18 protein-coding genes are annotated in these 21,503 nt (G+C 52.0%); 12 read left to right on the plus strand and 6 right to left on the minus strand.

Going from position 1 to position 21,503, the window contains the following annotated elements:
• Positions 1–26: 26 nt before the first annotated feature.
• Positions 27–401, plus strand: coding sequence for a LysM peptidoglycan-binding domain-containing protein (locus tag FW415_RS05195; protein ID WP_148383226.1), 375 nt, complete (start codon positions 27–29; stop codon positions 399–401).
• 87 nt (positions 402–488) lie between these two features.
• Here the strand turns inward: FW415_RS05195 and FW415_RS05200 are convergent, their stop codons facing one another.
• The 5 genes from FW415_RS05200 to FW415_RS05220 are packed head-to-tail and all read right to left on the minus strand — an operon-like array spanning position 489 to position 6,440.
• Positions 489–1,379 carry a lysophospholipid acyltransferase family protein gene (locus tag FW415_RS05200; protein WP_148383227.1) on the minus strand — a complete coding sequence of 297 codons (891 nt, stop codon included), beginning with the start codon at positions 1,377–1,379 and terminating at the stop codon, positions 489–491.
• Between the two features lie 23 nt (positions 1,380–1,402).
• Entirely contained in the window at positions 1,403–3,001 is a 1,599-nt protein-coding gene (gene nadB, locus FW415_RS05205) for an L-aspartate oxidase (RefSeq protein WP_148383228.1), read from the minus strand.
• Positions 3,002–3,053: 52 nt separating this feature from the next.
• Positions 3,054–3,719 carry a lysoplasmalogenase gene (locus FW415_RS05210; protein WP_148383229.1) on the minus strand — a complete coding sequence of 222 codons (666 nt, stop codon included), beginning with the start codon at positions 3,717–3,719 and terminating at the stop codon, positions 3,054–3,056.
• Positions 3,720–3,758: 39 nt separating this feature from the next.
• Positions 3,759–5,093 (minus strand): PAS domain-containing sensor histidine kinase, encoded by a 1,335-nt coding sequence (locus FW415_RS05215; protein WP_148383230.1) that lies wholly within the window; start codon positions 5,091–5,093, stop codon positions 3,759–3,761.
• Entirely contained in the window at positions 5,094–6,440 is a 1,347-nt protein-coding gene (locus FW415_RS05220; RefSeq protein ID WP_148383231.1) for a sigma-54 dependent transcriptional regulator, read from the minus strand.
• 311 nt (positions 6,441–6,751) lie between these two features.
• Here FW415_RS05220 and FW415_RS05225 point away from each other — a divergent pair, with 311 nt between their 5' ends.
• The 8 genes from FW415_RS05225 (at position 6,752) to FW415_RS05260 (ending at position 16,176) form a co-directional block, all read left to right on the plus strand.
• Complete coding sequence (locus FW415_RS05225; protein ID WP_148383232.1) at positions 6,752–7,999, plus strand: efflux RND transporter periplasmic adaptor subunit; 1,248 nt, start codon at positions 6,752–6,754, stop codon at positions 7,997–7,999.
• Positions 8,000–8,030: 31 nt separating this feature from the next.
• The gene (locus FW415_RS05230; RefSeq protein ID WP_148383233.1) at positions 8,031–8,720 is read left to right on the plus strand and encodes an ABC transporter ATP-binding protein; all 690 of its coding nucleotides are present in this window, start codon (positions 8,031–8,033) and stop codon (positions 8,718–8,720) included.
• A 4-nt stretch (positions 8,721–8,724) separates the two neighbouring features.
• Positions 8,725–8,916, plus strand: a complete 192-nt coding sequence (locus tag FW415_RS05235) for a hypothetical protein (protein WP_148383234.1) — start codon at positions 8,725–8,727, stop codon at positions 8,914–8,916.
• Positions 8,917–8,987: 71 nt separating this feature from the next.
• Complete coding sequence (locus tag FW415_RS05240) at positions 8,988–11,387, plus strand: ABC transporter permease (protein ID WP_148383235.1); 2,400 nt, start codon at positions 8,988–8,990, stop codon at positions 11,385–11,387.
• Positions 11,388–11,395: 8 nt separating this feature from the next.
• Positions 11,396–12,058, plus strand: a complete 663-nt coding sequence (locus FW415_RS05245; protein ID WP_148383236.1) for an ABC transporter ATP-binding protein — start codon at positions 11,396–11,398, stop codon at positions 12,056–12,058.
• Between the two features lie 137 nt (positions 12,059–12,195).
• On the plus strand, positions 12,196–13,641 hold the full coding sequence (locus FW415_RS05250; RefSeq protein ID WP_168208674.1) for a TolC family protein: 1,446 nt from the start codon (positions 12,196–12,198) through the stop codon (positions 13,639–13,641).
• A 30-nt stretch (positions 13,642–13,671) separates the two neighbouring features.
• Positions 13,672–15,036 carry an efflux RND transporter periplasmic adaptor subunit gene (locus FW415_RS05255; protein ID WP_148383238.1) on the plus strand — a complete coding sequence of 455 codons (1,365 nt, stop codon included), beginning with the start codon at positions 13,672–13,674 and terminating at the stop codon, positions 15,034–15,036.
• A 120-nt stretch (positions 15,037–15,156) separates the two neighbouring features.
• Entirely contained in the window at positions 15,157–16,176 is a 1,020-nt protein-coding gene (locus FW415_RS05260; protein ID WP_148383239.1) for an NAD(P)H-dependent glycerol-3-phosphate dehydrogenase, read from the plus strand.
• Between the two features lie 9 nt (positions 16,177–16,185).
• Here FW415_RS05260 and hemW read toward each other — a convergent pair whose 3' ends face one another.
• A complete protein-coding gene (gene hemW / locus FW415_RS05265) occupies positions 16,186–17,310 on the minus strand; it encodes a radical SAM family heme chaperone HemW (protein ID WP_148383240.1) in 1,125 nt (374 codons plus the stop codon).
• A 142-nt stretch (positions 17,311–17,452) separates the two neighbouring features.
• Here hemW and FW415_RS05270 point away from each other — a divergent pair, with 142 nt between their 5' ends.
• The 3 genes from FW415_RS05270 to FW415_RS05280 all read left to right on the plus strand — a co-directional run bounded on the left by FW415_RS05270 (position 17,453) and on the right by FW415_RS05280 (position 21,408).
• A complete protein-coding gene (locus FW415_RS05270) occupies positions 17,453–18,334 on the plus strand; it encodes a DUF4271 domain-containing protein (RefSeq protein WP_148383241.1) in 882 nt (293 codons plus the stop codon).
• A 157-nt stretch (positions 18,335–18,491) separates the two neighbouring features.
• Positions 18,492–19,157: a uroporphyrinogen-III synthase gene (locus FW415_RS05275; RefSeq protein ID WP_246858921.1), complete on the plus strand. Its 666-nt coding sequence runs from the start codon at positions 18,492–18,494 to the stop codon at positions 19,155–19,157.
• 205 nt (positions 19,158–19,362) lie between these two features.
• Entirely contained in the window at positions 19,363–21,408 is a 2,046-nt protein-coding gene (locus FW415_RS05280; protein ID WP_246858922.1) for a thioredoxin domain-containing protein, read from the plus strand.
• Positions 21,409–21,503 lie beyond the last annotated feature (95 nt).

A 21,503-nucleotide genomic window follows, 5' to 3' on the forward strand; every position in this document is an offset into this window, starting at 1 on the left:
ATAATTAACCTTAAAAAAGCAAGATCATGGCATTACAGGAAAAATATGCCGAGCTCATCCAGCAGGCAAACAGCGCCGGAGTAACCGGTTTACAGGTGGCGGAGCAGAACGGGGTGCTTTATGTGACCGGGACCGCACCATCCGTTGCTGTGAAAGACCAGCTGTGGAGCACGTATGAAAAACTTGATCCCGATATGCGTTCAGGGGACGTAGTATTGAATATCGCTATTGCCGCCGGCGCCGAAGAAGAATACGAGGTAAAGGCAGGCGACAGCCTGAGCAAGATCGCAAAAAACTACCCCGGCCTTACCTGGCAGAAAATTTTTGAAGCCAATAAGGACCAGATCAAGAATCCGGATATGATCCATCCGGGTCAGAAGCTGAAGATACCTTCTGCGTAAGCACTCCATGTTATTCGTGCAAAACGGGGCCGCCTTTGATCTTCAGAGGTAGTCCCGTTTTCATTTGCAGCCGTCTGCAGTATCGTTTCAATTATTCCCTTCATATGCCGGGTCATCATACTCCAGCTTGTATTCATGTTTCCAGCGGCGGTGGCTCCATACCCATACTTCGGGCTGTTCGCGGATGTTATTTTCCAGGTATTTCACAAATGCTTCCGTAATTGCTCCTTCCGGCTCGTTGAGCGGGTACTCGAAGGCCAGTGTCAGCGTAGCTTCATAATAACCGCGTTTCAATTTGCGGATATTTCCAAAAACAACAGGAATATTATACCTGCGCGCACTCATTTCAGGCCCTTTATAGAAAGCCGTCATTTTGTTGAGGAACGGGTACCAGTAACAGCGGCGGGGATTACCGGGGTTCTGGTCGGCCACCAGTGCCAGCAGGTATTGTTTTCCGATCCAGGGCGCCATCCCGTTGCGCATATCATTGGCAGGGATCAGCTTTGTGCCCAGTTTTTCCCGGAAGTGCAGGAACATCCGGTTCACGGCTTTGTTGGTAATGGGCATGAATACCACCAGGAAAGGAAATTGTACGCCCTGACTGCAGATCATGTTAGCCCATTCCCAGTTGAAGTTATGCCCCAGGTGCAGCTGGCAGCTGCGCCCTTCATCGTACAGCTTTTGAAAGATCGAAAGATCGCAAATGAAACGTTTCCGGAGAGAACGTTTGCTCATGGTGAGCAGCTTGATGGTTTCCACCATCATATCGGTAAGGTTGCGATAGTATTTTTTTGCCAGCACACGGATCTCCCTGTCCGTTTTCTCCGGGAAAGCCTGTTTCAGGTTGCCTATCACCACTTTCCGGCGATAGCCGATGACGTTGTACACCAGAAAGCACAACCCGTCGCTGATGAAATACAGCAACCATAAGGGGAGTAAAGAAAAGCCATAACAAAATGCCAGCAGGATATAATACATGTCCAATCGCGCTTTTAATCCGGTTACAGGATGATGTTCTGCACCAGGTTACTCTTTTCAGGATAATCGGTATTAAAGTGCAGCCCCCTGCTTTCTTTCCGGAAGCTGGCGCCTTTTACGATCAGGTAAGCCGCAGTAATGAGGTTCCGCAGCTCGCAGAGTTGCGGGGATACGGCGGTTTCCTTGTACAGGGCCTCCGTTTCCAGATGCAGCATATCCAGCCGCCGCATCGCACGGGCAAGCCTCACATTGGTCCGTACAATGCCCACGTAATCGCTCATGATCTGTTTAAGCTCCTTGAGGCTCTGGGTGATCAGGATCATTTCCTTGGGTGCATTGGTACCGGTGGCATTCCAGTCCGGCACGTTTTCCCCGAAGGGGATATTATCGATGATTTGTACGGTCTCCAGGTAGCACCGGTGGGCAAATACCATGGCTTCCAGCAGGGAGTTGGAAGCGAGGCGGTTGGCGCCATGCAATCCGGTACTGGCGCATTCGCCGCAGGCGTATAGGTTACGGATGGACGTTTGCCCGTTGCTGTCAGTTTTAATGCCGCCGCAGCTGTAGTGGGCGGCGGGGGCTACCGGTATCATATCTTTTGCAATGTCGATGCCGATGGACTGGCATTTCTCGTAGATATTGGGGAAATGATGGATGAACTTCTCTTTGTCCATATGCCGGCAATCGAGGTACACATGTTCCGTACCCGTGATCTTCATTTCGCTGTCTATGGCGCGGGCCACGATATCACGAGGCGCAAGGGAGAGGCGGGCATCGTACCGGTGCATGAAGTCTTCCCCGCTTTTGTTGCGCAGGATGCCGCCGTCGCCGCGAACGGCTTCAGTGATCAGGAAAGAAGGGCTTTCGCCGGGCTGAAAAAGGGCGGTGGGATGGAACTGGATGAACTCCATGTTCTCGATGCGCCCCTTGGCCCGGTACACCATGGCCACACCGTCACCGGTAGCGATCACGGGATTGGTGGTCGTGCGGTACACCTGGCCATTGCCGCCGGTGGCCAGCAGGGTTACGCGGGAAAGGATCTTTTCGATCCTGTTGGTGCGCAGGTTCATGACATAAATGCCATAACATTCAATATCGAGGGTGGATTTTGTAACGAGGTAACCCAGGTGGTGCTGGGTGATAAGGTCTACCACAAAGCAATGCGTGACCAGTTCTATATTCTTTTTGCTGCGGATGGCTTCCAGCAGCGCGCGTTCTATTTCGCGGCCGGTCACATCCTTGTGGTGGATGACCCGGAACTCGGAATGCCCGCCTTCCTTGCCGCGGGAAAGATCACCGTCTTTCTCCTTGTCGAAATTGGCGCCCCAGGCGATCAATTCATTGACTCTGTCCGGCCCCTCTTTCACCACGATCTCCACGATCTTTTCATTACAAAGCCCGTCCCCGGCAACGAGGGTATCTTCGATGTGCTTTTCAAAGCTGTCATTCTCCAGGTCGTTCACCACGGCTACGCCACCCTGGGCGTATTTTGTATTGGTCTCGTCCTCCCGGGTCTTGGTAATGATCGTCACTTTTTTATCGGGGCATTGTTCGGCCACTTTCAGTGCATAAGTAAGGCCTGCAATCCCCGAGCCTACTACCAGGAAATCTGTCTGATGCATAAGACACCAAAATTAGGCAATTTCAACATTGTTCCGTGTAAAAAGATGGTACTCAGCCCTCCGATCGCAGGTGCCGGGTGGCGCCTTCCACGATCATCCACTGGGCGCACCCGTAGGTAAGCATAACCAGCCCGCTGCCGCCGGGGATGTTCATATAGAATTTTTCCACTGCCAGCAGGGAATCCGAGAACACAAAAAGCACTGCTCCGGAAACACATAGCCGCCCCGCCTGTGAGCCGTTCAGCCCAAAAGCAAGGATGGCGGACAGCAGCATGATGCTGATGACCGCCGCGTAGAGTATTACCGGTGTTTTCAGTTCGCCCAGCTGGGGGGCATTGAACCAGACTAACCCTGAAGTATATACGGCTACAAGGGCCATGACGGCCAGGGCTTTCCTGGTCAGCGCGGGCCTGGGCTTTACCAGCAGAAAGAAGGAGATGTAAAGGATGTGGGCGATCAGAAAGCAGGCCAGTCCTTCCACGAACATTTCACCGAACAGCAGCAGCACATCTCCCCACCAGGAGAAGATAAGCGCGGCGAAAATGAGATTGCGCGAGCGTTGCGGCAATCCGCCGGCCTGCGCCCAGCAATAACAGCCGAGCCCGATCATCAGTAAAGGCTTGGAAACATAACGTGCTTCGGGGATATCCAGTGCTATCAGGCAGATGTCCGCCAGCAGCAGCAGGAAATAGATCGCCCCCCATGAAATTGATTGCATAAGCCGGGAGAAATATATTCCTCAACTTACTACATTTTATCAATTATTCAGCAATACAAAGAAGGTAGTGCCCTTGCCGGGAGGGCTGCTTACTTTCAGCTGACCGCCATGCATCTGGATGATCTGCTGCGAAAGGCTCAGCCCGATGCCGGAACCTTTCTTTTTAGTGGTGAAAAAGGGAATAAAGATCTTTTCCATCGCTTCTGTTTCAATGCCGGGCCCATTGTCCGTTATTTCGATGATGATCTGTGAAGCGTTGCCCATAGAGCCTTTCACACTGATCCACGGTTCTCCGGTATGTTCCAGTGCATCCATGGCATTTTTGATCAGGTTGATCAGCACCATCTGCAATTGTGCGGCATCGGCATGCACCATGATATTGTCCGGTGAAACATGGGCGCGGTACGAAATACCGGCGGCTTTCATTTCAGGCTGCAGCAGGTTGCTGATGGTATTGATCAGTTGTTTCAGATTGATGCTGGTGAACTGCGGCTTGGGCAATGTGGTATAGTCGCGGTACGCGTTCACAAAATTCATGATGCCCTTGCTCCGGCTTTCGATGGTGACCAGTGCTTCTTTCAGGTCGTCCATCGCTTCTGTCTGTGAAGTGTTCATCGGGATATCATGCTCCACGATCTCCTGCATGGTGCCGATGAGGCTGACGATCGGGGTCACGGAATTCATGATCTCATGCCGCAGTATCTTCGTGAGGTTCTGCCAGGCCTCCAGTTCTTTTTGCTGCAACTCTGCATGGATGTTCTGCAAAGAGATGAGTTTCACAAAGCGCCCCTGCAATCTTACGGATGCGGCATGGATGGAAAGCTGCTGCCCGTTCTGCGTGGCGTACAGGGCCTTCTGGCCGGCCGGCAGGTCCTGCAACAACTCCGCCAGTTTGGGATGGGCATGCTTCAGTTCATCCAGGTAGCGGAGACGGTAGATGCCCATCAGCCGGAAAGCCGCGGGGTTGATCAGTTCTATCTTTCCGTCACTGCCGAAGGATAGTATGCCGATGCTGATATGCTGAATGATGGTATCAATGTATTTGAGGTTGGCCTCGCGTTCGGCCCGTGTTTGCCGGAAAGCTTCCAGCACTTCGTTGAACTGGTGGTTGAGGGCGCTGAAGCTTTTGCCCAGCTTGTTGTCCGCACTGAAACGAATGGAGAAATCCTCATACCGGATAGCTTCCAGGAACAGGGTGAGCTTGCGGTTCACACGGTTCAGATAATGATAGAGGGAGAATACCTGTGCCAGCAGTACGGGAACTACCAGTACTGCCATTAGCTGGTAGTCATTCCACCAGCACCAGCACCCGGCCGTGATGGTAAATACCAGCAGCAGGATGCGCAACAGGATATTGTAACCGAAGCGCTTCATTCAGAGGTTATATTTTTCCATGCGGCGGTACAGCGCGGCGCGGCTCAGGCCCAGTTCTTTTGCGGCATCTGTAATGTTGCCATTGCATTTTTTCAACGCCTGGGATATCATGTTCCTTTCCATGTCTTCGAGGTTGAAGCCGGTATCCAGTGTTTCGGCGGCTGTATTTGTTTTTACAAACACGTCCCTGGGCATTAATGTTTTGCCCTGGCAGAGGATCACGGCTCTTTCGATGGCATGTTGCAGTTCGCGGATATTGCCGGGCCATTCGTATTGCTCCAGCTGGGTGATCAGCGTATCATGAAGAAAGGCCACCGGCCGGTTGTACTTTCTGCGGTAGATGCCGAGGAAGTATTCTGCGAGCGGCACAATATCTTCTTTTCGTTCCCGGAGCGGTGGAAGATGTATTTCGATGGTATTGACACGGTAAAGCAGGTCCTGGCGGAATTGCTGCTGCGCGGCCATTTGCTGGATGTTCCGGTTAGTGGCGCAGATAAGGCGCACATCCAGCGGAAGGGCTTTGTTGGAGCCTACCCTGGTGATCTGGCGGTTCTGTAGTACGGTGAGGAGCTTGGCCTGAAAGGGGAGGGCAATGTTCCCGATCTCGTCGAGGAAAATGGTGCCGGAGTTGGCTTCTTCAAAGCGACCGCTGCGGTCTTCCCGGGCATCCGTGAAGGCGCCTTTTACATGGCCGAAAAGTTCGCTTTCGAACAGCGTTTCGCTCAGCGCGCCGAGGTCTACCGGAACGAATTTTTTATCCTTCCGCTGGCTCAGGGCGTGAATGTGCCTGGCCAGCAGGTCTTTTCCCGTGCCGTTCTCCCCCAGGATGAGGATGTTGGCATCCGTAGCGGCTACGCGGGAAACGGTTTCCATCACTTCCTGCATGCCCGGGCTGTCGCCGATCAGCACATTATCAGTATGCAGGGTAGCGCCGCCGGACTTTTTCTCCTGTGCCGCCTGGTGCGTAGTGACGGCCGTCTGGATAGTCGCCAGCAGCTTGTCGTTCTCCCAGGGTTTCAGCACAAAGTCCACTGCGCCGGCCTTGATGGCACGCACGGCCATTTCCACATCGCCATAAGCGGTGAAAAGCACCACTGTGGCCTTGGGATTGATGTCCAGTATCTTGTCCAGCCATTCAAAACCTTCTTTTCCGCTGCTCAGGTCACGCGTGAAGTTCATATCCAGCAGTATGACATCATAGTCGAAATTGGTGACCAGGTAGGGGATCTTCTGCGGGTTCTTCTCGAAATCCACCTGCGTGAAATGCCTTTTCAGCAGCAGCCTTGCGGCGCGCAATACATCTACATCATCATCAACGATCAGGATCTTTCCTTGCTGAGTACTCATCTTTTGAATAAATTAATAGTTCCAAATGGTGATCGCAAAACGCATTCCGTTCGGCGTGGATGCGGCAGGTTCCCGCCAGGTCATAACAGAGAAGCGGCCCTGAGCAATATTAAACAAAGATTTTTTTCTGCCGGCGGCTTATTTTGAAAGCGTCCGGGCGCCTCCGGAACTGTCCGATACCGGACACCCCTTGTCCGCTTTGGAACAGGAGGTATATTCACTGACTTGTCTGAAAGGGCCACAGCCCTGTGTTTGAGCGTTTGGCACGGCTTGGCACATGGATTGGGTATGTTCCGGCAGCAATTACGATCATGGACAGACAACTTAAAAAGAAATTCTGGAACAAGCAACGCATCTTCCTCGCTGGCGGCGGCGGTACACTGGTACTGCTCGTACTCTGGGGATTCATTTTTGCCGATAAAAGAAGCAAACTGAATGTGGAGAAAGACAAGATCACCATTTCCGCTGTTTCCAAAGGTGTTTTTGATGAATACATCGTGGTAACCGCCGTGGTGCACCCGCTCAAGACCATCCGCCTGGATGCTATTGAAGGCGGCTATGTGGCCAACAAATTCCTGGAAGGCGGCAGCATGGTGAAAGCGGGGGATTCCATTCTCCGCCTGGAAAACCAGCGGCTGACCATGGAATTCGTGAACCGGGAAACAGAAATGTACCGGCTGATCAACGAACTGCAGAATACAAGGCTGCGCTTGCGGCAAGACCGGTTTGCGCTGGAAAAGACCCTCAGCGACCTCGATTATCAGGTGGACCAGGCCAAAGACCTGTATGAACGCAACCACAAGCTGTTCAAAGACAAGGTGGTGGCCGAACAGGAATATCTGAAAACGAAACGGGACTATGAACGGCTGGCGCGTCAGCGCGAAATAGAGGTGCAATCGCAGGACTATCAGATCAAAAATTCGGTGACGCAGATCGAGCAGTTGGAGGGCACCATCTCCCGTACGCAGCGCAACCTCCAGCTGATGAAGGAAAATCTTAAGAACCTGGTAGTGAGGGCCCCGGTTGACGGGCAGCTGTCATCCATCAATGTGGAGGTAGGCACGAGTATTCAGGCAGGGGAGAATATCGGGCAGATCGATGATATGGACGGGTTCAAGATGCGCGCCGAAGTAGATGAACACTATATTTCCCGCGTATTCACCGGCTTGAACGCCAATTTCGAGTTCAACGGGAAAGCACACCCGATGACAATAGCCAAAGTGTACCCGGAAGTAAAGAACGGGCGCTTTGAAGTAGACATGAATTTTTCAACAGCGGTGCCGGAAGGGATCCGCCGCGGGCAATCCTCTCCTATCCGCCTTGAATTGGGAAAAGCATCAGAAGCTGTATTATTGCCTGCAGGAGGATTCTTTTCCGACACCGGAGGCAACTGGGTGTATGTGGTGGACAACAGCGGGAAACGTGCTGTGAAACGCAAGATCTCCCTGGGCCGCAAGAACCCTGTTTATTTCGAAGTACTGGAGGGCCTGCAGCCGGGCGACCAGGTGATCACGTCCTCTTACGAGAATTTCGGGGACAAGGAAGTATTGGAATTTTAAATCATCATCCATTTACCAACAATCTGAAAAAATGATCAGAACAGTCAACTTGCAAAAACTCTTTACAACGGAAGAAGTAGAAACCACAGCGCTGAACGGCATTAACATGGATGTGCAGGATGGTGAGTTTGTGGCGATCATGGGGCCCTCAGGCTGCGGTAAATCCACTTTGCTGAACATTCTGGGCCTGCTGGATAATCCTTCCGATGGTGAATATCATTTCTGGGATAAGGAAGTGGCCAGGATGAGCGAACGCCAGCGTGCGCAGCTCCGTAAAGGCTCTATCGGCTTCGTGTTCCAGAGCTTCAACCTCATTGATGAACTGACCGTGTTCGAGAATGTGGAGTTGCCGCTGCTCTACCTCAAAGTACCCGCCAGTGAAAGAAAACAGCGGGTGGAGCAGGTTCTGGAGCGCATGAGCATCATGCATCGCCGCAACCACTTTCCACAGCAGCTTTCCGGCGGTCAGCAACAGCGGGTGGCTATTGCCCGCGCCGTAGTGGCAAAGCCAAAGCTGATCCTTGCGGATGAGCCTACCGGTAACCTCGATTCCGCCAACGGCGAAGAGGTCATGAAGTTGCTGCAGGAACTGAATGATGCGGGAACTACCCTCATCATGGTTACGCATTCCCCGTACGATGCCGGTTTTGCGCACCGCATTGTGAATCTTTTCGACGGAAAGGTGGTCACCGAGAATATCAAGGAACAGTTTCACATATAAAGTCATGGAAAAGCTGATCGCCGCCTTCGTCAACAGGTCTACCGCACCGCCACCCGTTTCCGGGGACGGGCTCCATTATTCCGGTTGGGCGATGATGGACATCATCCCCTGGATGGCCATTCCCCTGCTGCTGGTGCTGTTTGCAGGGCTTTATTTCATGAGCCTCAGCAGAAGGAAACATCAGCCATTGCATTAATCGTCCCCGGAAGCTGCATTGTTAAATCGTCATACATTTTTTGCGAAATCAGCATAAAAAAATATACCGGCATGTTCAGGAACTACATCAAAATAGCATGGCGCAACATATGGAAAGCAAAGCAAATCTCGTTCGTGAATATCACGGGACTCGCAGTTGCGACCGCAGTGGCTTTACTGTTATGTCTTACGGTGTACAGGGAATTCACTTTTGATGATTTTCACGAAAGGAAGAAAGACATTTACATGGTCTACATGGACGAGTATTACCCCGAACGGACCAGCTCCCGGGCGAACATGGCGCATCCCCTGGCGCCTGCCCTCCAGCAGGAAATACCGGGCATAAAAGCAGTCACCCGTTACGCGAATGACGGGGCCAGCGTGCGTGTCGGCGAAGCAACGGGGGACGCGAGTGTTCATTGTGTGGATACCGGCTTCCTGCAAATTTTCTCCTTTCCTGCTGTGAGCGGACGACCTGAACTGGGCGTGAATGATGTGATCATCACCGAAGAAACTGCATTGCGGTTCTTCAAAGGCCAGGACCCCGTAGGAAAAAGCATGACCCTGAGCCGCGGCAACAAATGGGAAAATTTCAGGGTCACCGCCGTGCTGAAAGATCCGCCTTCCAATTCGAGCCTTGAGTTCGATATGCTACTGCGCATCGAGAATGGCTATGGTTACCAGGACAATAAAAACGAATGGGAGCATTTCAGCCTGATGACCTTCGTGGAGCTCATGCCCGGCGTTACAACGGAATCGTTTTCAAAAAGAGGGAAGCTGCTGCTTGACAAATATTATGAAGAGAAGATGCGCGATATGAAAGCCGATGGCGCAAAACCCGGCAAGTACGGCGGGGTGATGCACATCGGGTTAATCCCGTTGAAAGATGTGCACTTCAGCAAAACCAGCTCGCTTGGCAGTGCCAACAAGACCATGTTGTTCATGATGGTCTTCGTGGCCGGATTCCTGCTTTTCATCGCCGGCATCAACTTTATCAATCTCACCATTGCACGGGCCTTTACCCGTGCAAAGGAAGTGGGGATGCGTAAAATGATGGGGGCTGGAAAAGTGCAGGTAGCCTTGCAGTTCTGTGGCGAGGCGCTGATACTTTTCATCATTGCGCTGGTGCTTGGCATTTTGCTGGCACTTGTTTTAATGCCGCAGTACAATGCGCTCCTGAACTATAAATTGTCGTTCAGTATATTGAAAGAACCGCAGGTGCTGGCGTGCCTTGCCGGAGTTTTTCTGCTGGTTGCCCTGCTGGCCGGCGGCTACCCCGCCCTGGTGCTTGCGCGCTCTCATACATTGCAAATATTGAAAGGAAAGATCAGCACCGGCAGGAGTAATTACCTGCGCAATTCGCTCATCGTTACACAGTTCGTTTTTTCATCCCTGCTGATCTGTTGTACGCTGATCGCGTGGCAGCAGATGAATTACCTGCGCAATAAACCGCTTGGTTTCAATACGGAGGAAGTGGTGAGCATTCCGCTCGGGAATCTGCCTCAAACACCGCTGGTAGTAGAGCGCATGCGCGCCGGACTTGCAGGGCAGCCGGGCATTATTGGCGTGACGTCCGCAGACAATAACTATGGCCGTGGCCGCGATGGCAGCATGTCCGTTTCTTTCGTAGGATTCCGGCACAAGAACCGCGAAGTGGGGTCCAACTTGTTGACGATCGGGTATGACTATGTGAAAACGATGGATCTGCAGCTGATTGCCGGACGTGATTTTGACCGGGACATGCGCACGGATTCCAGCGGGGTGGTGATCAATGAACGGATGGTTGCGGAACTGGGAGAGAAAGATATTATCGGGTATCGTTTCCGTTTTGATGAAGATGGAAAAGAGTACCATGTACTGGGGGTAGTAAAGGATTTTCACTTTCAGTCCCTGCATAAAAAGATCGAGCCGATCACAATGGTCATAGCAGGAACGCCGGCCTACGTGTTCGTAAAAGTAAATCCCCGTAACCTGGAAGCAACCATGAAGATCATTGAAAAGGCCTGGGACAAGGTGGCGCCCGAAACGCCGTTCCTCGGATCATTCGTAAACGAGAATACGAACCGCCAGTATAACCGGGATAAAAAACTTTCACAGATATTTGTCAGTGGAGCGGTGCTGACCATCATCATTTCCTGCATGGGGCTGTTTGCCATTGCGATGCTCGCCATCGGTCAACGCACGAAGGAGATAGGTGTACGCAAGGTGCTGGGGGCCAGCGTTCTGAGCATCACAACGCTGATATCCAAAGACTTTCTGAAGCTCGTGGGCATTGCGATCCTGATCGCATCGCCGCTGGCGGGTTGGATCATGAACGAATGGCTGCAGGAGTTTGCCTATAACATTGGCATCAGCTGGTGGGTTTTCGTGGTCGCGGGATTGCTGGTCCTTACGATTGCCGCCTTTACCATTAGCTTCCAGAGCATCCGGGCAGCCCTGACGAACCCCGTAAAATCCTTACGAACAGAATAATCAATATTATGATCCAATTACGTCACATCAGCAAATATTACCCGGTAGGGTTCGGCAAACACGAGATACTGAAAGATATTGACCTGACCATCCATGAAGGGGAATTTATATCCGTGATGGGACCTTCCGGTTCCGGGAAATCCACCTTACTGCACATCCTCGGCCTGCTCGAAGAGCCCTCCGGCGGAGATTACCTTTTCCAGGGAGAACTGGTACACCGGATGAATGAGAAGAAACGCACCCAGCTGCACCGGGGAGCTATCGGTTTTGTATTCCAGGCCTATCATCTGATAGACGAGCTTACCGTATATGAAAATATAGAAACGCCGCTGCTATACAAAAACATGCCGGCCGCGGAACGCAAGAGCAAAGTGGCCGACATTCTGGACCGGTTTAACATTGTAGCGAAGAAAGATCTCTTCCCCAACCAGCTTTCCGGCGGTCAGCAGCAACTGGTAGGCATTGCCCGGGCCATTGTGGCGGAACCGGCGGTGATCTTTGCCGATGAGCCAACCGGCAACCTGCATTCCGACCAGGCCCGGGAAATCATGGAATTATTCGCAGAACTGAATAAAAAAGATAAAATAACCATCGTTCAGGTAACCCACTCTGAAGCCAACGCAGCCTACGGCAACCGGATCATCCGGCTCCGGGACGGGCAGGTCTTATAAATTTCTGCTATCTAAAAACTCATCATATGATGTTTTACCTTAAATTCGTGTGGCCCGGTGCCATACCCACCCGGGATTTGCCATTTATCAAGAACATGGGAATAGTCACCACTCAATTACAATATTTTTGTCAGGCTATGAGAATAAAGACCCTCGCCATTGCGTCCGCGCTCATTTTGCTGCTGTTTATCTCACCATTGTCCGTGTCCGCACAGGACAACTGGAGTTATCAGCGTTGCCTGGAATATGCACTGACGCATAACCTGACCCTGCAGCAAAGCGTATTGCAAAAACGGCTGTCAGAACTGACGCTCAAGCAGAACCGGCTTTCCCAGCTGCCCACCATTAATGCCGGGGTAAGCGGGGGATACCGTTTCGGCCGCTCCATCGACCCCACGTCCAACACCTTTGTTACGCAATCGTTGATGAATAGCGGTCTGAGCCTGGATATGAGCGCAGACCTCTTTGGATGGTTCTCCAAGCAAAACACCATCGCGGCCAGCAAATACCAGCTGTATGCCAATAATTTCCTCCTGGAGAAGGCAAGGAATGACATGGGTGTGAATGTGGCCAATGCTTTTTTGCAGATATTATTGGCCAACGAACAGGTAAAACTGAGCAAATCCCAGGTTGCCCTGAGCGAAGCGCAGCTGGATAACACCAGAAAACTGGTATCGGCAGGCTCGGTGCCGGAAAGCAACCAGGCCGATATGGAGGCCCAGCTCGCCAGGGACAGCTCCACTCTCGTAGATGCGCAGAATAATGCCATTGTGCGGGTATTGCAGATGAAAGCCTTGCTCAATCTGGACTTCGCCGTGCCGTTCACCACTGAGTTGCCGGAGGATATTGAATCCATACCCATGCTGAGCCTCACGGAGACCGCTCCCGAGATGGTTTTCAGCGCGGCGCTGGCATCGCAGCCGCAGTACAAATCGGACGAAATGATGGTCAAGGCCGCAGAGCGGACGCTGGCCTCCGCCCGGGGAGCATTGTATCCCAGTCTCCGTTTCAACGCCGGCGCCGGTACCAATTACGCCAATACCAATTTTCAGCCCTTCGGGCCATTGATCCCGAAAGTGGATACCATCGGGCTGGTGAATGTGAACGGGACCGACTATAACGTTGTGCGCCCGAGTGTCACCAGCGATGTAAGAAGAGTGCCGTTCGGCGATCAGCTGAATAATAACTTCGGCCAGAACATCGGCCTTTCCCTCAGCATTCCCCTGCTCAATGCCTGGCAGCTGCGCGGGAACGTGGAAAGAGCGAAAATAGATATTGAGAACAAACAGCTCACGCTGGACATCAACAAGCAACAACTCCGCCAGGATGTGTACACCGCGCATGCCGATGCGGTTGGCGCTTTTCAGAAATATCAGGCAGCGATCTCTACCGAAAATGCATCACAGAAAGCATATGATTTTGCTACCAAGCGGTACAATGTAGGCCTGATGAACACCGTAGAATACGTTACGACACAAACGAACCTGTTCAGGGCACAGATCGACAGGGTATCAGCGTTATACGATTACATTTTTAAAATCAAACTGCTGGAGTTCTACCGCGATCAGCGAATATCGTTGTAGGATAACAGCCGCAGCAACACACAAGCGTATATGAAGAAGAAGAAACTCCTTTTCTGGCTTATCGGCATACTGGCCGTTCTTATTATCATCGTGATGATCGTGAAGAGAGCGGGCAAGGATGATGGCATAAAAGTGTCCGTTGATAAGGCGGCAAAGAAGGACATCATAGAAGTGGTATCCGCCAGCGGAAAGATCTATCCTGAAATAGAAGTAAAAGTAAGCTCGGACGTTTCCGGCGAGATCACCGATCTTCTTGTGCTGGAAGGGGATTCCGTAAAAAAGGGGCAGATACTCGCCCGCATATACGCAGATATTTATGGCTCCATGCGGGACCGTGCAGCCGCCGCCGTCAGCCAGCAGGAAGCAGAGCTGGCCAACAGCACCGCTTCTGTCAATGCTTTCAAGGCCCGGCTGGACCAGGCAAAAGCTGCATACGACCGGAACAAGGAACTGCTGGACCAGAAGGTGATCTCCCGTTCAGAATTTGAAACCGCCGAAGCTACTTATAAATCTGCCTTATCCGACTACAATGCCGCCCTGCAAAGGATCAACAGCAGCAGGTTCGGGGTAGCCAGCGCACAGGCCAATCTTACCGAAGCCAACAAGAATCTTGGCCGTACGACCATCCAGGCGCCAATGAGCGGCACCGTGTCCCTCCTTTCCGTTAAAAAAGGGGAACGCGTGGTGGGAACCGCGCAGATGACCGGTACGGAAATGCTGCGCATAGCGGATATGAGCACCATGGAAGTGCAGGTGGATGTGGGCGAGAACGATATCCCGAAAGTGAAATTCGGCGATTCTGCTATCATTGAAGTGGACGCATACAATACCCGTAAATTCAAAGGCGTGGTCACCCAGATCGCCAGTTCCAGCAAGGGTGCAGCCACCTCTTCCGCCGCTACCACATCTGCGGAGCAGGTGACGAACTACATCGTGCATATCCGCATCCTTCCGGAATCGTATGCAGATCTGATGGACCCGGGCAGCAGGAGATTCCCCTTCAGGCCAGGCATGAGCGCCAGCGTGGATATTCAGACGCGTACAGAAAAACAGGTGCTCTCGATCCCCATCAACGCGGTAACCACCCGTTCGCTGTCCGATACCGCCAAAGTGAAGGAAGCCCAGCCCGCAGGTCCGCCGCCGCCATCTGCCGCCACCGGGGAGGAAAAAAGGGATTTCAGGGAAGTGGTGTTCGTTTTACAGGCCGACGGCACGGTAAAACTTGTGGAAGTGACCACCGGCATCCAGGATGATAACAATATCCAGATCACCTCCGGCCTGAAAGAAGGGGAAGAAGTGATCAGTGGCCCTTATACCGCTGTTTCCCGAACACTGGAAAACGGTAAAAAGGTAAATGTAGTACCCAAATCGCAACTCTTCGAAACCGCGAAATAAACCATGCATTTTTGCAGGAGAGCAGGCATATCTCGGGATGTGCCTGCTTTTTTATATGCGCCCTTTAAGGCATAGCCCGTCGATTTTTTTTACCTTGCAGGAAATTTAGAGCAGTTGAGTATGGTCAATCACATTGGAATTATTGGAAGCGGGAGCTGGGCAACAGCACTGGCAAAGATACTGACAGACAACAACCAGCATATTCACTGGTGGATCCGTAACCAGGATACCATCCGTCATATGCAGCAACGGCACCACAATAAACATCACCTCAATTCCGTCTATTTCGATACCCGGCTTTTGGAGCTTAACAGCAACCTTGAAGAAGTGGTTGCCGCGTGCGATACGCTCATCCTGGCCGTACCTTCCGCTTTTCTGCGGAGCGTGATGGAAACGCTCCCCGCAGATGCGCTGAAAGGCAAGAAGGTGGTATCTGCCATAAAAGGGCTTGTATCAGGCTCTAACCAGCTGATCAACGATTACCTGGCGGAGAGGTTCGATCTGCCGCTGGAGCAGTATTACACGATCACCGGACCCTGCCATGCGGAAGAAGTGGCGAATGAAAAGCTGTCTTACCTCACTTTCTCCGGCATAAAGGATGATGTGACCGAAGCTATTGCCGCATTATTCAATAACAGCTATCTGCAGACCATCGTCAATAAAGATGTGATGGGCGTGCAATTTGCCTCTGTGCTGAAGAATATCTATGCGATGGGAGCGGGTATTGCGCATGGGCTTGAGTATGGCGATAATTTCCAGAGCGTGTTCATCACCAATTGCTTCCGCGAGATGCAGGAGTTCCTGGAAAAATACGAACAGATACAGGCCGGTTCAGGCAAAGAACCTTCAATGCACAACTATAACGCCAGCGCTTATCTGGGAGATCTGCTGGTAACCTGCTACTCCCTGCACAGCCGCAACCGTACTTTCGGCAACATGATCGGCAAGGGATACAGCGTAAAGGCTACACAGCTGGAAATGAACATGGTGGCGGAAGGCTATTATGCCAGCCGCTGCATCTTCGAGATCAACAAAGAGATCGGCGCGTATATGCCCGTAGCCCAAAAAGTCTACGCTATCCTGTGGGAGAACCTGCATCCGGAAGAAGCCTATATGGAACTGGAAAAGGGTTTTATATAGCTACCGGTATCAAAAGAACATCGCTGCCGCAATTCCGTCGGCAAAGAATTTTCCCTGGCGCGTAAGCCGCAGCATGGCGCCTTCCTGCTGCATCCATCCTTTTTCGGTAAACTCTTTGGCCGCCGCCAGGATCTGTTCGCTTTTGTCCTGCCCGAAACGTTCCGTCACCCGCTCCAGGTCAGCGCCCTGCGAGGTCCGCAGCGAGATCATGATGTATTCGTTCAGTGCCATTTTCGGGCTGAGCATCTCTATTTCAAAGGGCACAACGCCCTTCCGGATATTTTGCATATAGAGGGAGTTGTTGGCCACGTTCCATTGCCGGGAAAGCCCGTTAAAGGAATGTGCGGAGGGGCCGATACCAAGATAGGGCCGGCCTTGCCAGTAGCTGCTGTTGTGCCTGGACTGTTTGCCCGGCTGCGCGAAATTGGATATCTCATAATGCTCGTACCCCGCTTCTTCCGTCCATTGCATCAGCATTTCAAAATGAAGCGCCGCCCTGTCCGGATCAATGGGAGCGATCTTGTGATGCTGAATGAAATGGTCCAGCGCAGTGCCCGGCTCTACGGTCAGCGCATAACAGGACAAGTGGGGGATTCCGAGGGCGGTGGCCTGCTGCACGTTCTGCTCCCAATGTTTGTCCGTCAGGGTAGGGGTGCCGTAGATCAGGTCTATGCTGATATTGTCGAACCCTGTTTTCCCCGCCAGCTCAAGGCAGCCGGTCGCCTGGGATGCATTGTGCGCACGGTTCATCCATCGGAGGTCTTCCTCAAAGAATGACTGCACGCCGATGCTCAGGCGGTTGATATCCGCATCCCGCAGGGATTGCAGTGTGGTGGCGGTAAGATCGTCCGGATTGGCTTCCAGGGTGATTTCGGCATCTGCCGTAACCGAAAAATGACGGTGCAGCTCCTCCAGGAGCCGGGTGATGTCCGCCGGTGGCAGGAGGCTGGGCGTTCCGCCGCCGAAATAGATCGTTTCTACCGCATGCCCCGCCAGATATTCCTTTTGCAGAGCAATTTCAGCAAGCAGGGATTGCACCATCTCATCGCGGTATTGCAGGGATGTGGAGAAATGGAAATTGCAATAATGGCATGCCTTTTTGCAAAACGGAATATGAAGATAGATACCTGCCATGAGTTGTTTTAAGAAAGAATCGCCGCGAATATTTGCAAACCTCGAAAATACATCTGAGTTTTGTTGATATTTTTGGAACAAGAATAGTTAATTGCATCACAAAACATACCCTCGTTTGCGCATCCTCTTGATATTTATATTGATGATCTGTTCCTCAACCGCCCTCCGGGCGCAGTCGGGCGATACATCCTTCAAAGTTAAGCCAGATTCTTCGCAAGCCGCTGCGGTATTTCTGCAGGACTCCGTGGTGAAGAAGGCAAGGGTACACATGTATGATACCGTGATGCAGCAGCTGGCCAAAACGAACCGGTACCTGAATACCGCCGGTAAAACCCCGGTGTACGATATCAATCCCCTGCGGCATGATCAGCGGCAGGATTGGCTGGTGTACCTTGTTGGAGGCGTGTTACTGCTGTTGGGCATTATCCGCACCGCTTACCTGAAGTATTTTTCGGACCTGTTCCGGGCTTTCCTGAACCCCACGCTCAGCCAGCGGCAGCTGAAAGACCAGCTTTCCCAGTCGCCTTTCCCCAACTTCCTGCTCAATGCGTTCTTTGTGGTCAGCCTGGGCCTGTATCTCTACCTCATGATGTACCGGCTCAATTACCCTACCGATGCCATTGCCTGGATGCTGATCCCCGGCCTGATGCTGCTGGTGGGCCTGATATATGCCGTCAAATACATTGTGCTGAAATTCTGCGGATGGCTGTTCGGCAACGAAGACCTGATCGATGCGTATGTTTTTATCCTGTACCTGATCAACAAGATCCTGGGCATTCTGCTGGCGCCGTTCCTGGTGATACTCGCTTTCTGCCGGCCGGAAATTGCCGCCACCAGCCTATATATTTCGGTATTCTTTATTGTATTATTGATTGTGTACCGATACGTAAGGTCCTATTCCCTGGTGCGCCAATACTTGTCTTTTAGCAAATTGCATTTTTTTCTTTACCTTTGCGCATTCGAAGTAGTGCCGGTATTAATAATTACAAAGGTGTTACTGATTTGGTTAACTGGTAATCCGTAGATTACTGCGATTGTTAACACAAGAGCAAATACGTATGATTAAAGGCGGGTCAAAAAAAGATTTGCAGGAGAAACAACTAACGATCCTAATTTCCCAACCTAAGCCAGAGACAGAGAAATCACCTTATTTCGACTTGGCTAAGAAATTCAATGTTCGGTTGGATTTTCATCCTTTTATTAGAGTAGAAGGCGTAGCGGGTAAGGACTTTCGCAAGCAGAAGGTGGATATCACGAATTATACTGCCGTGATCTTTACCAGCCGCAATTCTGTTGATCATTTTTTTCGTGTATGCGAAGAACTGAAGGTGAAGGTGTCCCAGGATTGCAAGTATTTTTGTATCACGGAAGCAGTGGCGCTGTACCTGCAAAAGTTCATTCTTTACCGCAAGCGCAAGGTTTTTTATGGGGCTGACGGCTCTACCAAAAGCCTGCTTGAAGTAATGAACAAGCACCGTGAGAATGAAAAATTCCTTTTCCCTAGCTCGGATAGTCAGAAGAAAGATATTGAAGAGTGGCTCAAGACCAACAAATGCGAGTATGCCACCGCTTCGCTTTACAAGACCGTTTCGAACGATGTGAAAGAGATACTGACGAAAACGGAGTACGATATGATCGTATTCTTCAGCCCCTCCGGTGTGAAATCTCTTTTCGAGAATATGCCGAAGTTCCAGCAGAATGGTACACATATCGGGGCTTTTGGTCCCACTACCTCCGCGGCAGTGGAACAGGCCGGCCTCCGGCTGGACATCAAAGCCCCCGCGCCCCAGGCCCCCTCTATGGTGGCCGCGCTGGAGCAATACCTGCTGGGATTGAATAAAAAATAGGATGGCGAAGGCCGGACGAGATATTAAAAAGGGCGTACCGCACAGGCACGCCCTTTTTGCGTTCAGGCATTGCCGGCCGGCCTCCTGCAGCATGCGTGCTTCCCGGAATAATCCAACAACAATAGTATTTGGCACAAAGAATGATGCTTTCATGGGATGTTTTGTAATCATTTGATCTTTAACTTGCACCTGTATTTGACCATCTATGATGAACCGACTAGCAAAGGAGACCAGCCCCTACCTGCTCCAGCACGCGCATAACCCGGTAGACTGGTATCCCTGGGGAGAGGAAGCGCTGCAGAAAGCCGAACGGGAAGACAAGCCCGTTCTCGTGAGCATTGGCTATGCCGCCTGCCACTGGTGCCACGTCATGGAGCGGGAAAGCTTCGAGGACGAGGAGACCGCCCGTATCATGAATGAACATTTCGTCAACATCAAAATAGACCGGGAAGAGCGCCCGGACATCGATCATATTTACATGGACGCCCTGCAGGCCATGTCCGGTTCCGGCGGCTGGCCGCTCAATATGTTCCTGCTGCCCAACCGCCAGCCCTTTTATGGCGGCACTTATTTTCCGCCAAAGCAGGCATATAACCGGCCTTCCTGGAAGGAAGTGCTGCTGGCCGTTTCCGAAGCCTTCAAAACAAAACGTGCGGAGCTGGAAGAACAGGCCACCCATCTTACCCAACACCTTCATCAAAGTAACCAGTTCGGCATGGAAGCCGTGAATATGCAGCTTCCACGGGAAGAGCAGTTCACCTCCGCCCAATGCAACGCGATAACGCTGGCCATCATGGGCCAGGCAGACCGGGAATGGGGCGGTTTTGGCCGTGCCCCCAAGTTCCCCGCGTCTTTTACCATCCAGTACCTGCTGCGTTATTGCCGCGCCCATCCAGATGAAGAAGCATTGCAGCAGGCGCAGCTGTCGCTCGACAAGATGATCGGCGGCGGTATTTACGATCAGCTGGGCGGCGGCTTTGCCCGGTATTCCACTGATGAAAAATGGCTGGCCCCGCATTTTGAGAAGATGTTGTACGACAACGCCCTGCTTACGGATACGCTCTGCGAAGCCTGGCAGCTGACAGGTAAGGCGCGCTATGCGGCAACCATCCGGCAGACGCTCGCGTTTATCCGGCGGGAGATGACATCTCCGGAAGGAGGCTTCTATTCAGCGCTGGATGCGGATTCAGAGGGCGTTGAAGGCAAATTTTATGTGTGGAGCGAAGAAGAGATACAAGCTGTGCTGGGGGATGATGCCGCGGCATTTAATGCATACTACGATGTCAGCCGTCAGGGCAACTGGGAAGACCATAACATTCTCTGGACGCCGCGCCCCCTGGAAGAAGTGGCGGCCGGTCTGGATATGACCCCGGAGCAGCTGGAAGCGCTGCTGGAAAGGAGCCGCGCGAAGCTTATGCCCGTTCGTGACCTGCGCATACGCCCCGGTCTGGACGACAAGATACTCCTGGGCTGGAACGCCCTGATGATCCACGCCTGCTGCAAAGCGTATGCAGCACTGGGAGAGAAGGCCTGGCTGGATATGGCGGAAACCGCCATGCACTTCATCTGGGAAAAAATGCGCCGGAACGAAGCATCTTATGCCTTCTGGCATACGTATAAAGAAGGGGATGCCCGTTATCCCGCTTTTCTTGATGATTATGCCAGCCTCATCCGCGCAATGATTGCTTTACAGGAAGTTACAGGAGAACTCGACTGGCTGCGCAAGGCAAAAGATGTAGCGCAGTACGTTGCAGAACAATTTGGAGACGAAACGGAACGTTATTTCTACTACACTGCAGCGGGACAGGCCGATGTGATCGTGCGGAAGAAAGAAGTGTACGACGGCGCAGTGCCCAGCGGCAACGCCCTGATGGCGCATAATCTCTGGTACCTGTCCATTGTGTTCGACCGGCGTGACTGGGCGGACCGGGCGGTGGCGATGACGGCGAGCCTGGCGCAGTCCGTTACCCGATACCCCACCTCTTTTGGCATATGGGCATCCATGATCCTCAGAATGGTGGAAGGCACGCCGGAGCTGGCGGTCTCCGGCCCGGAGTACCGGTTGCGCATGGAAGCGCTCAATAAAAGGTATATCCCTGGAAAAGTGTTGCTGGGTGCGGAACATGATCAGGAAGACATGCCGCTTTTGCAGCAAAGGGAGCAAAAAGGGAAAACCCTGATCTATCTCTGCCAGGATTATCATTGTATGAAGCCTGTGGAAGATATGTCAGAAATACATAATTTAATATGATATTTGTTGTAAATTGCAAGCCCTTTGATTAAATTGGGTTTGCCGGGAATAATTAACATTGGGAATTCCAAAATAAATATTATATTTATCTTAAA

The organism is Chitinophaga sp. XS-30 (genome assembly GCF_008086345.1).
Classification (GTDB): domain Bacteria; phylum Bacteroidota; class Bacteroidia; order Chitinophagales; family Chitinophagaceae; genus Chitinophaga.

Excerpts from the sequence above, each read along its gene's own strand:
- FW415_RS05270 (WP_148383241.1), top strand. The coding sequence starts at position 17,453 with ATGATCTGTTCCTCAACCGCCCTCCGGGCGCAGTCGGGCGATACATCC.
- FW415_RS05280 (WP_246858922.1), top strand. The coding sequence starts at position 19,363 with ATGATGAACCGACTAGCAAAGGAGACCAGCCCCTACCTGCTCCAGCAC.
- FW415_RS05225 (WP_148383232.1), top strand. The coding sequence starts at position 6,752 with ATGGACAGACAACTTAAAAAGAAATTCTGGAACAAGCAACGCATCTTC.
- FW415_RS05230 (WP_148383233.1), top strand. The coding sequence starts at position 8,031 with ATGATCAGAACAGTCAACTTGCAAAAACTCTTTACAACGGAAGAAGTA.
- FW415_RS05200 (WP_148383227.1), bottom strand. The coding sequence starts at position 1,379 with ATGTATTATATCCTGCTGGCATTTTGTTATGGCTTTTCTTTACTCCCC.
- FW415_RS05235 (WP_148383234.1), top strand. The coding sequence starts at position 8,725 with ATGGAAAAGCTGATCGCCGCCTTCGTCAACAGGTCTACCGCACCGCCA.
- FW415_RS05255 (WP_148383238.1), top strand. The coding sequence starts at position 13,672 with ATGAAGAAGAAGAAACTCCTTTTCTGGCTTATCGGCATACTGGCCGTT.
- FW415_RS05210 (WP_148383229.1), bottom strand. The coding sequence starts at position 3,719 with ATGCAATCAATTTCATGGGGGGCGATCTATTTCCTGCTGCTGCTGGCG.
- FW415_RS05240 (WP_148383235.1), top strand. The coding sequence starts at position 8,988 with ATGTTCAGGAACTACATCAAAATAGCATGGCGCAACATATGGAAAGCA.
- FW415_RS05220 (WP_148383231.1), bottom strand. The coding sequence starts at position 6,440 with ATGAGTACTCAGCAAGGAAAGATCCTGATCGTTGATGATGATGTAGAT.
- FW415_RS05260 (WP_148383239.1), top strand. The coding sequence starts at position 15,157 with ATGGTCAATCACATTGGAATTATTGGAAGCGGGAGCTGGGCAACAGCA.
- FW415_RS05215 (WP_148383230.1), bottom strand. The coding sequence starts at position 5,093 with ATGAAGCGCTTCGGTTACAATATCCTGTTGCGCATCCTGCTGCTGGTA.
- FW415_RS05195 (WP_148383226.1), top strand. The coding sequence starts at position 27 with ATGGCATTACAGGAAAAATATGCCGAGCTCATCCAGCAGGCAAACAGC.
- nadB (WP_148383228.1), bottom strand. The coding sequence starts at position 3,001 with ATGCATCAGACAGATTTCCTGGTAGTAGGCTCGGGGATTGCAGGCCTT.
- hemW (WP_148383240.1), bottom strand. The coding sequence starts at position 17,310 with ATGGCAGGTATCTATCTTCATATTCCGTTTTGCAAAAAGGCATGCCAT.
- FW415_RS05250 (WP_168208674.1), top strand. The coding sequence starts at position 12,196 with ATGAGAATAAAGACCCTCGCCATTGCGTCCGCGCTCATTTTGCTGCTG.
- FW415_RS05245 (WP_148383236.1), top strand. The coding sequence starts at position 11,396 with ATGATCCAATTACGTCACATCAGCAAATATTACCCGGTAGGGTTCGGC.